Origin of the sequence: Streptomyces sp. NPDC051051 (genome assembly GCF_040682975.1) — a bacterium.
Taxonomy (GTDB): Bacteria; Actinomycetota; Actinomycetes; order Streptomycetales; family Streptomycetaceae; genus Streptomyces.
This window is the reverse complement of record NZ_JBFBCB010000035.1, coordinates 26575-39750: the sequence shown is the minus strand read 5'-3', so window position 1 is coordinate 39750 and position 13176 is coordinate 26575. Positions and strand designations below refer to the sequence as shown.

10 protein-coding genes are annotated in these 13176 nt (G+C 73.5%); 6 read left to right on the top strand and 4 right to left on the bottom strand.

Annotation, left to right across the window (positions count from 1 at the left end):
* Window positions 1-235: 235 nt before the first annotated feature.
* The gene (locus AB0N31_RS24735) at window positions 236-1234 is read left to right on the top strand and encodes a glycoside hydrolase family 11 protein (RefSeq protein ID WP_366060592.1); all 999 of its coding nucleotides are present in this window, start codon (window positions 236-238) and stop codon (window positions 1232-1234) included.
* A gap of 482 nt (window positions 1235-1716) precedes the next feature.
* On the opposite strand, the gene AB0N31_RS24730 is transcribed toward AB0N31_RS24735, so the two are convergent.
* The 3 genes from AB0N31_RS24730 to AB0N31_RS24720 all read right to left on the bottom strand — a co-directional run bounded on the left by AB0N31_RS24730 (window position 1717) and on the right by AB0N31_RS24720 (window position 3156).
* Complete coding sequence (locus AB0N31_RS24730; RefSeq protein WP_366060591.1) at window positions 1717-2145, bottom strand: MarR family transcriptional regulator; 429 nt, start codon at window positions 2143-2145, stop codon at window positions 1717-1719.
* Window positions 2145-2561: a polyketide cyclase gene (locus tag AB0N31_RS24725; RefSeq protein ID WP_366060590.1), complete on the bottom strand. Its 417-nt coding sequence runs from the start codon at window positions 2559-2561 to the stop codon at window positions 2145-2147. The genes AB0N31_RS24730 and AB0N31_RS24725 overlap by 1 nt, the downstream gene beginning before the upstream one ends.
* A gap of 145 nt (window positions 2562-2706) precedes the next feature.
* Entirely contained in the window at window positions 2707-3156 is a 450-nt protein-coding gene (locus AB0N31_RS24720) for a MarR family transcriptional regulator (protein WP_366060589.1), read from the bottom strand.
* A 134-nt stretch (window positions 3157-3290) separates the two neighbouring features.
* Between AB0N31_RS24720 and AB0N31_RS24715 the strand changes: the two genes are divergently transcribed.
* The 3 genes from AB0N31_RS24715 to AB0N31_RS24705 all read left to right on the top strand — a co-directional run bounded on the left by AB0N31_RS24715 (window position 3291) and on the right by AB0N31_RS24705 (window position 7911).
* A complete protein-coding gene (locus AB0N31_RS24715) occupies window positions 3291-3848 on the top strand; it encodes a quercetin 2,3-dioxygenase (RefSeq protein ID WP_366060588.1) in 558 nt (185 codons plus the stop codon).
* Window positions 3845-4711, top strand: coding sequence for an alpha/beta hydrolase (locus tag AB0N31_RS24710; protein WP_366060587.1), 867 nt, complete (start codon window positions 3845-3847; stop codon window positions 4709-4711). The genes AB0N31_RS24715 and AB0N31_RS24710 overlap by 4 nt, the downstream gene beginning before the upstream one ends.
* 149 nt (window positions 4712-4860) lie before the next feature.
* Window positions 4861-7911: a glycosyl hydrolase gene (locus AB0N31_RS24705; RefSeq protein WP_366060586.1), complete on the top strand. Its 3051-nt coding sequence runs from the start codon at window positions 4861-4863 to the stop codon at window positions 7909-7911.
* Between the two features lie 79 nt (window positions 7912-7990).
* Here AB0N31_RS24705 and AB0N31_RS24700 read toward each other — a convergent pair whose 3' ends face one another.
* A complete protein-coding gene (locus AB0N31_RS24700; protein WP_366060638.1) occupies window positions 7991-10114 on the bottom strand; it encodes an alpha-galactosidase in 2124 nt (707 codons plus the stop codon).
* Between the two features lie 188 nt (window positions 10115-10302).
* On the opposite strand from AB0N31_RS24700, the gene AB0N31_RS24695 reads away from it, so the two are divergent.
* Window positions 10303-11475, top strand: a complete 1173-nt coding sequence (locus tag AB0N31_RS24695) for an ROK family transcriptional regulator (RefSeq protein WP_366060585.1) — start codon at window positions 10303-10305, stop codon at window positions 11473-11475.
* 177 nt (window positions 11476-11652) lie between these two features.
* Window positions 11653-13026 (top strand): serine/threonine-protein kinase, encoded by a 1374-nt coding sequence (locus AB0N31_RS24690; RefSeq protein ID WP_366060584.1) that lies wholly within the window; start codon window positions 11653-11655, stop codon window positions 13024-13026.
* The last annotated feature ends 150 nt before the right edge of the window (window positions 13027-13176 follow it).

Genomic DNA, 13176 nt, shown 5'->3' with positions numbered 1-13176 from the left:
GCAGTCCGAATGTTTCGGATCCAGTGCACCTCGCCAATGGATCTCCATCGTCCCTTCTCTGTCGTGCTCATGTACGGCGATCACCCTGGTGAGAGCTCTGGTCTGCTGGAATATCGCCCTTGAACGCCCCCAATTCTCCTTCGAACGTTTCGAAATGATTACCGAAACTGTTGACTGCCGACGGGGGCAGCTCAACACTTTCGCCATTCCCGTCCCCGAAGGAAGAGGCGCGTACATGACCGCGTTCATCCATCCGAAGAGCCGCGGACGCGGGCGGTTCCGCACGCTCGTCCGAAGTGCCTGGGCCGTCGCCCTGGCCGCCGTGGTGGCGATGCTGCTGCCGGGAGCCGCCCACGCGGACACCGTCGTCACGTCGAACCGGACCGGCACCGACAACGGCTACTACTACTCGTTCTGGACCGACAGCGCCGGGACCGTGTCCATGAACCTGGGCTCCGGCGGCAGCTACGGCACCTCGTGGCGCAACACCGGAAACTTCGTCGCCGGCAAGGGCTGGAGCACCGGCGGCCGCAGGGCCGTGACCTACTCCGGCACCTTCAACCCGTCCGGCAACGCCTATCTGGCGCTCTACGGATGGTCGACCAACCCGCTCGTGGAGTACTACATCGTCGACAACTGGGGAACCTACCGGCCCACCGGCACCTTCAAGGGCACCGTCACCAGCGACGGCGGCACCTACGACATCTACCAGACCACGCGGTACAACGCCCCCTCGATCGAAGGCACCCGCACCTTCAACCAGTACTGGAGCGTCCGGCAGTCGAAGCGGACCGGCGGAACCATCACCACGGGCAACCACTTCGACGCCTGGGCCCGCGCCGGAATGAGCCTGGGCACCTTCAACTACATGATCCTCGCCACCGAGGGATACCAGAGCAGCGGAAGCTCCGACATCACGCTGGGCGACAGCGGTTCGGGCGGCGGGGGAGGCGGGGGCGGTGGTGGTGCCGGTTGTTCCGCGACTCTTTCGGCGGGTCAGCAGTGGGGTGACCGGTACAACCTGAACGTGTCGGTGAGCGGGTCGAGCAACTGGACGGTGACGATGAACGTCCCGTCGCCGGCGAAGATCCTCTCCACCTGGAACGTCAGTGCCGCCTACCCCAGCAGTCAGGTGCTGACCGCGAAACCCGACGGCAGCGGCAACAACTGGGGCGTCACCGTGCAGCCCAACGGCAACTGGACCTGGCCGACGGTCTCCTGCACCCCGAGCTGACCGCACGCCCGGACCGGGCTCGCGGCGGGGCCACCCGAGGTGCCGGGTGCCCCCGCCGCGACCTGGTCCGTCCGTGAGGCGTGGAGGGACGCGTGCACCGTCACCGTGTTCGGGAACGCGGCGGCCAGCCGGTCGGCGGCCCTCTTGCCGCACGGGGAGGAGCCGTTGTCGACGATCCGGAACACGCGCTTCGCGCTCGCGTACGGCTCCTGGCTCGTGGACCCCGGGCGACCGGGTCCACGAACGGGCCGATTCCGGTGCGTGGTCCGGTCCGAGTGGGTGGTCCTGCCGGGCGCGGGCGGACGGATCCCCAGGACGCGTCCGGCCCTGGTGCGCGAACCGGGGTCGGTGATGAAGATCCAGGAGCGGTGCCGGGAGCGTTCGAGCGCGTCCTCGGCCGACCGGACCGCCTGCGGTCGGCCAGGGCGGCCGTCCCGGAGGGGGACGCGGACACCGCCCGGCGGCGGCGTCCGCGTCGGACCTCAGGGCTCGGGGTTGGCCAGACGGCTGAGCAGGGTCACGGCGTCGTCGTGCGCCACCGGCTGGAAGAAGCGTGCGTCGACGTTCTCGACGGCGGCGATCGCGCGCGGGGCCAGTTCGGCGCCGGTGCTGGTGACGCGCAGCCGTTTGGCGCGGGTGTCGGCGGGGTCGACCTCGCGCTCGATCAGTCCCTTGGTCTCCAGGGCGCGCAGGACCTGCGAGGTCATCTTGACGTCCGTGCCTGCCTGGCGGGCCACGGCCAGCTGGTTGGGGTGTTCGCCGCGTGCGTTCAGCCACCAGGTGCAGGCGAGGAGAACGAACTGGACATGGGTGAGATCCAAGGGGCCGAGAGCGGCGGCGATGTCGCGTTGCCAGCGCAGCGTGGCGTGCCAGAGCAGGAAGCCGGGGCTGTCGCCGGGGCTGAGGGCCATCAGCCCTCTGCCCGTTCGACCAGGGCGGCCATGGTCTCCGGCCAGTCCGCGATGATGGCCGGACCGATCTGCGGGCCGAGCCGGTCGGCGCCGGTTCCGGTGATCTCCATCCGGTAGGTCACCCGAGTGCGGCCTCGCCGGCCCTCGTCGAGCCGGTGGACGGTGCGCAGGAGCAGCCCGTCGAAGCGGGCCTCGTCCACGAACAGTTCGTTGACGGTCGCCTCGGCGACGAGCAGGTGTACCGGGTCCTGCCCCGCCGGGGTCATCACGATCTCGGCGCCCGCCTCGAACGGGCCGCTGATCCGGGTGCTCGCGATGTCGGCGTTCCAGGCTCCCCAGTTCCCGACGTCGGCCCACAGGCCCCAGATCGCCTCAGGTGCGGCGCCGGTCTCGATGCTGTGCTCATACGTCCACATCAGTGGCCTCCCCGTCAAGAAGATTATCTTCGGAGAGATTATCTGCGCAGAGACTATTTGTCCACGCCTCCCTCGGCACCCCGCCTTCGGCCCGGGACCGGATCGCTCTGACGCGGCATCATTCCCCCTCGTGGCGCCGCTCGGCTCAGCCCGTCGGGCCGGGCGGTTCCGGAGGCTCGCCCCAGGGCATCTCCAGCACGGCCCGCAGCTCCCGCACCGACCGGCCGCCGATGCGCTCGGCCAGCGTGCGTTCGAGCGCGTCGAGGGCGGCCGTCGCGCGGTCGTGCGCGCGCCGGCCCGCGGGGGTCCGGCGGATGAGCAGCTGCCGGGCCGAGGCGGGGTGGGGGACCTGCTCCAGCAGGCCCAGGGCGACCAGGGTGTGCACGGCCTTGTGCGCGGTCTGCCGGGTGACGCCCATCCGGCGGGCCAGCTCGGACACCGTCGTGCCCCGCTCGTCGAGGACCGCGAACAGTTGCAGCTGGGTCGACGACACCGGTTCGGCGCCGTCCGCTTCGAGGGCCGCCAGCAGGGCGTCGTCGAACCACCGACGGGCCTCGCCCAGCAGTTGCGGCAGGCTGCGGCGTCCGGCGTCCATGCGCTCCCCAGGGTCGGACGAAGAAAAAGTCAGCGAAGTCTTGCACGCTCCCGAACCATTATGTCAGCCTGGCTGACATTCAGCGTCGCCGTGATCGCCGCACGTCCGCGACCGCCGCACCACCGAGGAGAATCGTGACCATCGAGTACGCCACCCAGTACCGCCGTGCCTCGCAGATCCCGCCCGACCCGGGCAAGCCGTACTTCATCGAGCGGGGCATGGGTGACCGCGCCCTGCTGTTCACCGACCTGTTCACCGTCTACGCGGGCGGCGAGCAGACGGAGAACACGTTCAACTTCTTCACCTGCGAGGGCCCCAAGGGCGACACCATCCCGGCCCACCTCCACCCGGACACCTACGAGGTCTTCTTCGTCACGGACGGCGCGGTGCGGCTGTTCGTCGAGGACACCGCGGGCGAACAGTACGAGAAGCTCCTGACCAACGGCGACTTCGGCTTCGTCCCGAAGAACTGCCCCCACGCCTACCGCATCGAGCGCCACGGCAGCCGGATCGTCGGCGTCGCCGCCGGCCCCGGCGGCACGTTCGAGCGCTTCTTCGAGAACCTCGGCACGCCCGTGGAGGGCCCCGGCCTGCCCGCCTCGCCGTACGTCCCGGAACGGAGCAAGTTCGCCACCGTGCCCCAGCAGTACGACGTGCGGTTCCTGCCCGACCACCAGTGGCGCACCCCGTGACCGCGCGTCCCGACCTGCTCGCCCTCATCGCGGCCCCCCACCCGGACGAGGCCCCGCTGCCCCCGGCCGCACACCTGGAGGGCGGGGTCCGCCTCCTGCGCGGCGTCCCCTACGCGGACGTGCCGGGGGCGCGGCCGCTCGAACTCGACCTGTGGCTTCCGGAACACCGCCCCGGCGGGCCGTCCGTCCCGCTCGTGCTGTTCGTGCACGGCGGGGCCTGGCGCCGGGGAAGGCGCGAGGACATGGGGTACCGGACGCGGGGCTGGAAGCCCGGCCCCTTCGCCCGGATCGCCGCCGCCGGACTGGCCGTCGCCTCCGTCGACTACCGGCTCAGCGGCGAGGCCGTCTTCCCTGCCCCGCTGGACGACCTGCGCGCCGCCCTGCGCTGGCTCGCCCTGCGCGCCCCCGAACTCGGCGCGGACGCCGACCGGGCGACCGTGTGGGGCGAATCGGCCGGCGGGCATCTCGCCGCCCTGCTCGCCCTGTCCGAAGGGGTGTCCCGGCTGAAGGGCGCCGTCGCCTGGTACGCGCCCAGCGACCTCACCCGGCAGGGCGCCGACTCGCCGGAGGCGCTGCTCCTCGGGGCGGCCCCCGCCGACGTGCCGCAACTCGCCTGCGAGGCAAGTCCCTCGGCTCAGGTCCGGCCCGGTGCGCCGCCCTTCCTGCTGGTCCACGGCGAGGACGACTCCATGGTCGACTGCGACCACAGCCGCGCCCTGGCCGCCCGGCTGGCGGAGGCGGGCGTCCCGGTCGACCTGTGGACGGTCCCCGGCGCCGACCACGTCTGGCACGGCCTGCCCGACGAGCAGGTCGACGACCTCTTCGTCCGCACGCTCGACTGGATCCGGAGGCCCGCTCCCTAGGGCTTCGGGGCGGGAGCGTGCCCGCGGACCGGGGGCGATCGACCGTGCGCGACCCCTTGACCTGATCCGACCGGCGGTTTAGCGTTCCGGCGTCGATCATGATTGAAACGATTCAATCATGAGTTGTTCTCCCGGACTCGAGGCGCACCATGGATGAAGGCATGACGCAGAGCGGCGGCATACCCCGGCGGACGGCCCTGGCCGCGGGACTGGCGGCGGGGGCCGGGGCGACGGTCCTCGGCGCCCTGCCCGGCGCGGCGGCCGCCGCCCCCGCGACCGCGCTCCCCGCGACCGAAGCCACGGGGACCGCGGTCGCGGACGCCGGCCCCGGTGCCGACTGGTTCGCGAAGCCCCCGCGGTCCGTGCGCCCCAAGTTCCGCTGGTGGTGGCCGGACGGACTGGTCGACCCGGACGAGATCGCCCGCGAGATCGACCAGATCGCGGACGCCGGCTTCGGCGGCATGGAGATCGCCGCCGTCCACCACAGCATCAAGGACAAGTCCGTCCTGGACACCGCCCGGCACGGCTGGGGCGGCGGAGCCTGGCGGGACGGCGTCGAGGCGGCTCTGAGCAGAGCCGCCAGACGCGGCGTCACCGTCGACCTCACCCTGGGCCCCAGTTGGCCCGTCGCGGTCCCCGGCGTCACTCCCGACGACGAGGCGGCCGCGCAGGAACTCGCCCACGGCCGGGCCGCCGTGGCCGGCGGAGCGGTGTACGAGGGCCCGGTACCCCCGCCCGTCCACGCGCCCGCCTCCGGCGTCACCCGGCAGCGGCTCCTCGCCGTGCAGGCGGCCCGCGTCGACACCGCCAACTCCACCCGCAAGGAGACCGGCCTCGACCCCGCCAGCGTCCGCGACCTGACCTCGCTGGTCACCGACGGCGCTCTGTCCTGGACGGCGCCGGGGGGCGGCGACTGGGTGCTGATCTCCTACTGGCGGCGCGGCTCGGGACAGCAGCCCGAGTCCGGGCCGCACTCCGCGCCCGCGGCCTACGTCGTCGACCACTTCAGTGCCGCGGGCACGGCGGCCGTCACCGGCCACTGGGAGCGCGAGATCCTGACGGCCCGGCTGCGCGAGCTGCTGAAGGCGGCGGGCGGCGCCTTCTTCGAGGACTCCGTGGAACTGGAGACCGACGGACTGTGCTGGACCTCCGCGCTGCCGGAGGCCTTCGAGAAGCGCACGGGACGGCCGCTCCTGCCGTACCTGCCGGTGGTCGTGCTCGACAACAGCAACCAGGTCTTCGCGTTCGAGGCCCAGCTCACCCGGCAGATCCGGCACGACTTCTGGGCGACCGTGTCCGACCTGTTCAACCGGCACCACGTCCGCGCCCTGCGGGACTGGGCGCACTCCCTCGGCATGGAACTGCGCGCCCAGCCGTACGGCCTGCAGACCGACGCCATCGCCTCGGCCGCCCTGCTCGACATCGCCGAGGGCGAGTCCCTCGGCTTCAAGAACCTCGACGACTACCGCTGCCTGGCCGGCGGCCGGGACATGGCCGGGCACACCGTCCTGTCCTGCGAGGCGGGCGCCTACAACGGGTCCGCGTACAGCACGACCTGGGACCGCTTCCTGCGCACCATGGGCGGCGCCTACGCGGCGGGCGTCAACCAGACGGTCCTGCACGGCTTCTCGTACGCCACCGCACCCCAGGTGAGCTGGCCCGGCTTCGCCGCGTTCAGCCCGTACAACGGCACCTCCGGCTACGGCGAGTCCTGGGGGCCGCGGCAGCCGACCTGGCGGCACGTGGCCGACGTCGCCGGCTACCTCGGCCGGGTGCACCGGGTGCTCCAGTCGGGCACCGTCCGGGCCGACGTGGCGATCCTGCGGCAGACCGGCTACACCGCCACCGGCATCGGCGCCTCCTGGTTCACCGCGACGGGCGTCCCGCTCGGCTGGACCCACCAGTTCCTCAGCGGACCGCTGCTCGACCTGCCCTCCGCCACCGTGCGCGAGGGCCGCCTGGCGCCCGACGGCCCGGCGTACAAGGCCCTCTTCGTCGAGGGCGACTTCTTCTACGGCTCCACGCCCACCCTCGCCCTCGACGACGCCCGCAAGGTGCTCGCCCTCGCCGGGGCCGGGCTGCCCGTGGTGCTGCTCGGCGCCTTCGACCAGGCACTGACGCCGGGCGTGCCCGCGGACGGCGAGACCGACCGGCTGCGGGACGTCCTCGCCCGGCTGCTCGCCCTGCCGAACGTCGCCCGCGTCACCGACAAGGCGCTCGTCGGCGACGCCCTGAACCGGCTCGGCGTCACACCGGACGTCCGCCACAGCACCCCCTCCACCCTCCTCAACGCCCACCGGGCGACCCCCGAGGCGGACTTCTACTACCTCTGCAACGGCAAGCACGCGGAGACCGTGAAGCCGGCCGTCGCGGCGATCGACCACGAGGTGACGCTGCGCCGCACCGGGTCCGGCACCGCCGTGCCCTACCTCCTGGACGCCTGGTCGGGCGAGGCCGTCCGGCTCGCCCGGTACACCCGGGACGGCGACGACTTCACCCTGCGGATCGCCCTCCAGCCGGGGGAGACGGCCGTCGTCGCGCTGGGCCGGCCCGGACTCTTCGGGGACCGCCACGGCTCCCGCCCGCACGTCGTCGCCACCGATGCCGACGAGGCCCTGTTCACCGACGAGGGGCTCGTCGTCCGGGCGAGCGCACCCGGTACGTACACGACCCGACCGGACCGGGGGCGGCCGGTCACCACGACGGTCCGTGCCGTCCCCGCGGTGATCACCCCGGACCGGTGGCGGCTCGACGTCGAGGACTGGCGGCCCGGCACCGGTGCGACCCGCACCGAACGCGTCGAGGTCGCCGTGACGCTGGACGCGCTGCTGCCCTGGTCGCGCATCCCCGAACTGGCGGACAGCGCGGGGATCGGCCGCTACCGCACGATCCTCGACCTCCCCGCCGACTGGACCGCCTCCCACGGCGCCCGTCTGGAGCTCGGCCAGGTCAGCGACACCTGCCGGGTGAGCGTCAACGGCGTACGGCTCGACCCGGTGGACCGGCTGCACCCCGTCGTCGACCTCGGCACCGCCCTGCTGCGGCCCGGTGCCAACGTCGTCGAGGTGGAGGTGGCGACCCCGTTGATCAACCGTCTCCGGGTGGCGCAGCCCGCCGTGTTCGGCGGCGTCGCCCGCCAGGACCACGGCCTGGTCGGACCGGTGCGCCTGGTGCCGTACGTGCAGGCGCGCGTGTCCTGACGCCCGGTCCCCCGAGCGGGGGCCGGTGTCACGCCCCCGCTCGCGGCTCCTCGGGTCGTCTCCGTCCCGTCGTCCCTCGTCAGTCCGTACGGACCAGGTGGACGGCCGTGCTCGACCAGTCGCCCCGCGGCAGGTCGAGGTGGAGGCCGTACTCGGCGAGGACGGTGGCGTGGTGCACGGTGCCGGTGCGGGTGTCCCGGTAGCGGGCGCCGGGCGTGAGCGCCGGCAGGCGCACGGGGAGGCGCGGGCTGCCGTGCCGGGGCCCGCGCTGCCAGGCCAGCACGAGCAGCTCGGCGGCGTCCTCGGCGACGTACTGCACCACCGTCGGACGGTCGCCGAGCGGCTCGGACAGCCGGTACAGCGCACCGTGCTGCACGAGGTGGCGCACCTTCTTGTACTCGGCCACCAGCTCCGCGCCCTCGGCCAGTTCCTCCTCCGACCAGTGGGTGAGGTCGCCGCCGATGCCCAGCAGCCCGGCCATGGCGGAGTGGAAGCGGAACCGCAACGGCACCGTGCGGCCGGTGACCTGGTTCGGCACGTCGGTCACCCAGGCGGACATCGCGCGGGCGGGGTAGACCTGGCCGAAGCCGTGCTGGATGACCAGGCGGTCGACGGCGTCGGTGTTGTCCGACGCCCAGGCCTGGTCGGTGCGCGCGAGGATACCGAGGTCGACGCGCCCGCCGCCCCCGCTGCACGTCTCGATCCGCAGCCCCGGATGGTCGGCGCGCAGCCGGTCCAGGACGCCGTACAGGTGGGTGACGTACGCGCTCCACAGCCGGTCGCCGTCCGGGGCGGCGCCGGGCCAGCCCGCCTCGCTGAAGGCGCGGTTCATGTCCCACTTCAGGAAGTCGACGGCGTGGTCGCCGACCAGCCGGGTCAGCCACCGGTACGCCCAGTCGGCCACGTCGTCGCGGGCGAAGTTGAGGACGAGCTGGTTGCGCAGCTCGCTGCGGACCCGGCCGGGGATGTGCAGGACCCAGTCGGGGTGTTCGCGGTACAGGTCGCTGTCGGGGTTGACCATCTCCGGCTCCACCCAGATGCCGAACCGCATGCCGAGCGCGTGCACGGCGTCGGACAGTGGGCCGAGCCCGTCGGGGAAGCGGTCGGGCGCCGGCGTCCAGTCGCCGAGACCGGCGCGGTCGCTGCGGCGCGAGCCGAACCAGCCGTCGTCGACGACGTACAGCTCGACTCCCAGTGCGGCGGCCCGTTCGGCGAGGGCCTTCTGGCTCGCCTCGTCGACGTCGAAGCCGGTGGCCTCCCACGAGTTGTAGAGCACCGGCGCGGTCTCCCGGCCGCGCGGCAGGACGTGCGCGAGCGTGTACGCGTGCCAGGCGCGGCTCGCGGCGCCGAACCCGCCGTCGGTGCACAGGCCGGCGAACACGGGGGTGGCGTGCTCCTCGCCGGGAGCGAGCGGCAGGCTCGTGCCCTCGTGACCGGCGCCGCCGGTCCAGCCGGCCCGCCCGTCGGGGGTGCGCTGCACGGTGACGCGCCAGGTTCCGGACCAGGCGAGGGCGGCGCTCCACACCCGTCCGCGGTCCTCGGTGGCGTCGCCCGCGTCGAGCATCACCCACGGGTTGGCGTGGTGGCTGGTGATGCCGCGCCTGCTGGTCAGCACGGTCTCACCGTACGGAAGGGCGTCCCGGCGCAGCTGGCTCTCGGCGGACCACTGCCCGGTGACGTGGCTGAGCCGGTAGTCGGGCAGGACGGGCAGCGTCCAGGCGGCGGAGTCGGCCCGCAGGAGCTCGACGCGCCGGTCCCCGGCGTTGCGCAGCACGGTCCGGCGTTCGATGACGTCGGTGTCCTCGCGCACCCGGTAGTGGAGCGCCACGTGCAGGGGGTAGAGGCGGTCGCGGAACTCCAGGACGAGTTCGGCGCTGCCGGGCGCGGGCTCGTGCACCCGGTGTCCGACGGGCTCCCACTCGAAGGCGCGGGAGCCGTCGGCGTGGCGGACCTGGAGGGAGGGCGGGCCGAAGCGGGTGCCGCCGTCGACGGGGAGTTCCTCGCCCACCGCCGGCCGCCCCTCGAAGCTGTCGCCCGCCGACCCGGCGGGGACGAGGAGCTCCTCCGCCTCCGGGAGCGTCAGCCGCGGCCCCCACGCCAGATGGCAGGGAGCGCCCGTCTCGTCGATCCGCAGGGCGTACGACGTCCGCGGGGTGGTCAGCAGCCAGATCCCGGTGTCCGGGGAGAAGGAGATCATCGGTATCGGGCCTCACATGGATGAACGGACGAAAGAGTGGCGAAGTGACGCAAAGCCAAGCGTGACCTTCGATCACATGTCAAGACTCCGCCCTCATCGCGGCTTCCGAAGGAGATCACAAGTCCTGGCAGCCTTTCAAGGCTTACCGAGTTCTTTCATTGACAGCGGAAAATAAGAGCCCTAGGTTCCCGGCCATGCCCTCGCCCACCGACGCCGAGACGTTGCCCGCCGCCACCCCGGCCGCCTCGCACATCTTCACCACCGTCCTCTCCCACGGCCCCCTCACCCGGCGGGAGGTGGCCCGGCGGGCCGGTCTGTCCCCGGCCGCGGTCACCAAGGCCGTCCGTCCCCTGATCGAGTCGGGCTATCTGGTGGAGGATGTGGACGCGGAGGCCCCCCCGGCGCTCGGACGGCCCGCCGGCCTGGTGCGCGTCGACGGTGGCCGCGCGCTCTTCATCGGCGTGAAGCTGACCGGTGACGAGATCATCGGCGTGCTCACCGACCTGTGCTGCCGCAGCCTCGTCGACCGTCGCGTACCGCTGGCCGACCGCGCCCCCGAGGCGGTCCTCGCCGCGACCGCGGACCTCGTGCAGGAGCTGCTCACCGAGGCGGAGGGCTACGGCGTCCGGGTGGCCGGCCTGGGCATCGCCGTCTCCGGCGACGTCGACCGCGCCGAGGGCGTGGTGCGGTACTCGCCGTTCCTGGAGTGGCGCGAGGTCCCGCTGGCCGAACTCGCCGCCGCCGTCACCGGGTTGCCGGTGACCGTCGACAACGACGTACGGGCCCTCACCGTCGCCGAGCAGTGGTTCGGCGCCGGCGTGGGCCTGTCGGACTTCGCGGTGGTCACCGTCGGCGCGGGCATCGGGTGCGGCCTGGTCGTGCACGGCCGGGTGGTCGCGGGAGCGCACGGTGTGGCCGGCGAGATCGGTCATGTGACCGTCGACCCGGACGGGCCGCCCTGCCACTGCGGCAACCGCGGCTGCGTGGAGGCCGTCGCCGCGGACGCGGCGATCCTCGCCCGCATCCGCGAGACGGGCGGAACCGAGGTCGCGGGCACCGCCGAGGCCGTGGACCGGGCGCGGCACGGGGACGCCGGGGCGCGCGAGGCGTACGCCAGGGCCGGGAACGCCATCGGCCGCGGCATCGCCACCGTCGCCAACCTGCTCGGGCCCTCCCGCGTGATCATCTCCGGCGAGGGCCTGGCCGCCTACGACCTGTTCGCCGAGCACGTCCGTGAGGCGTTCACGGCCGCCGCGTTCGGTTCGGCCGCGCGGTGCGACGTGCAGACCAGGCCGCTGCCCTTCGAGGAGTGGGCGCGCGGGGCCGCGGCCACGGCGATCCAGTCCTTCATCACCGCACCCCGTTGACGGTTCATCGGCAGGAACCTCCTGAATCGGTCACAGAATGCCCAAGTCGGTTGAAGTCGGTTGGAATCGGTCGGAGTCGGTCGGAGTCGATCGCGGGTCGGAGTGCGTGGCCGAAGGACGGGTACCCGGGGCTGCGTGATATCTCCGACCTCCCGCATCCCCGCGACAGGGGAGCGCGTGTCCGTACACCCCCGGCCCCCGGTAGCGGAACGCCCCCGCGAGGGGCGGGTGCTGGCGGGTCGTTACCGGCTGGGCTCCCTGGTCGGGCGGGGCGGCGCCGCCGACGTCCACGCGGGCTTCGACCTCCGGCTCAGGCGGCGGGTCGCGGTCAAGGTGTTCCGGGGCGGTGCGGCGCAGTCGGAGAAGGGTTTCACCGACGAGGCCGTGCTGCTCGCCGGACTCCAGCACCCCGGCCTCGTCACCGTCTACGACTCCGGCCGGGACGAAGAGCTGCCCTTCCTGGTCATGCAGTTCCTCGAGGGACCGACACTGCGCGCACGCATAGGGGCCGGAGCCCTGCCCCCGGCCACCGTCCGCGAACTCGGCTCAGCCCTCGCCGAAGCACTCGCGTACGTGCACGCCGCCGGCGTGGTGCACCGCGACGTCAAACCGTCCAACATCCTCCTGGACACCGCCGGCGCGCCCCACCTGTCCGACTTCGGAATCTCACGCCCGACCGACGGCACCGGGCAGACGGCCCCCGACGTGCTGGAGGGCACCGCGGCCTACCTGGCACCCGAACAGGTCATGTCCCGTCAGGCCGGGCCCGCCGCCGACGTCTACGCCCTCGGCCTGACCCTGCTGGAGTGCGTCAAGGGCGAACTGGAGTACCCCGGCGCGCCGCTGCAGGCGGCGATCGCCCGGCTGCACCGTCCGCCGGCCCTGCCCCGCTTCCTCGACGACGAACTGGCCGGCCTGCTGGCGGCCATGACGGCCGAGGACCCGGAAGCCCGTCCCGGCGCCGCCTCCTGCGCCCGTGCGCTGGCCGCCATGAACACACGGGACGCCACCGGCGCGGCCGGGACGTCCGGCATCAGGGGCGCCCTCCTCGGCCACACCGGCGGGTCCCGCGCCACCGCGGGCCGGACGGCGCTCCCCGCAGCTCCCCGCCGGCCGGGCGGGCGCACCCTGGCGGTGGCCGGTGCCGCGCTGGCCGCCGTGCTCGGCGTCACCCTGACCGGCTCGATCGGAGCGGCGCCCGACGACGGCACCCCGCGTGCGCAGGACCCCGGTGCCGGCGCGCCGCCCGCCACAGGGCCGGTGAATCCGCCCGCGACCGTCCCGGACACGCCGGCCGGCCCGGCCTCCGACGCCCCCTCCGACGCCCCCTCCGCAGCCGCAGCCGCAGCCGCAGCCGCGGCCGAGACCACGGCCGCGACCCCCGCGGCCCGTACCCCGTCGTCCGGGCAGGGCGGCGAGGCCGACGACCGGACGCAGGAACCCCCGGCGGCCGACGGTTCCCGGACGCACGGCAAGACCCGGGCGCCGGCCGGGGCGGCCAAGGGCAAGGAACAGGCCAGGAGCAAACAGAACCGGGCCGTGGGACGGTGACGGCCGACCGGCCCCCGACCGACCGGCGTCGGCGGCGAAGAGGTTGTCGCGGGACCGGCGGGTGGTGGCGGACCGCCGTTGATCGGCGGCGGGGGTGCGTCGGAGCCGCCCCGTCTGCCGGTGTACTGCACATGGCAGCCCCCGGCGTCC

Excerpts from the sequence above, each read along its gene's own strand:
- AB0N31_RS24735 (WP_366060592.1), top strand. The coding sequence starts at position 236 with ATGACCGCGTTCATCCATCCGAAGAGCCGCGGACGCGGGCGGTTCCGC.
- AB0N31_RS24730 (WP_366060591.1), bottom strand. The coding sequence starts at position 2,145 with ATGGCCCTCAGCCCCGGCGACAGCCCCGGCTTCCTGCTCTGGCACGCC.
- AB0N31_RS24725 (WP_366060590.1), bottom strand. The coding sequence starts at position 2,561 with ATGTGGACGTATGAGCACAGCATCGAGACCGGCGCCGCACCTGAGGCG.
- AB0N31_RS24720 (WP_366060589.1), bottom strand. The coding sequence starts at position 3,156 with ATGGACGCCGGACGCCGCAGCCTGCCGCAACTGCTGGGCGAGGCCCGT.
- AB0N31_RS24705 (WP_366060586.1), top strand. The coding sequence starts at position 4,861 with ATGGATGAAGGCATGACGCAGAGCGGCGGCATACCCCGGCGGACGGCC.
- AB0N31_RS24695 (WP_366060585.1), top strand. The coding sequence starts at position 10,303 with ATGCCCTCGCCCACCGACGCCGAGACGTTGCCCGCCGCCACCCCGGCC.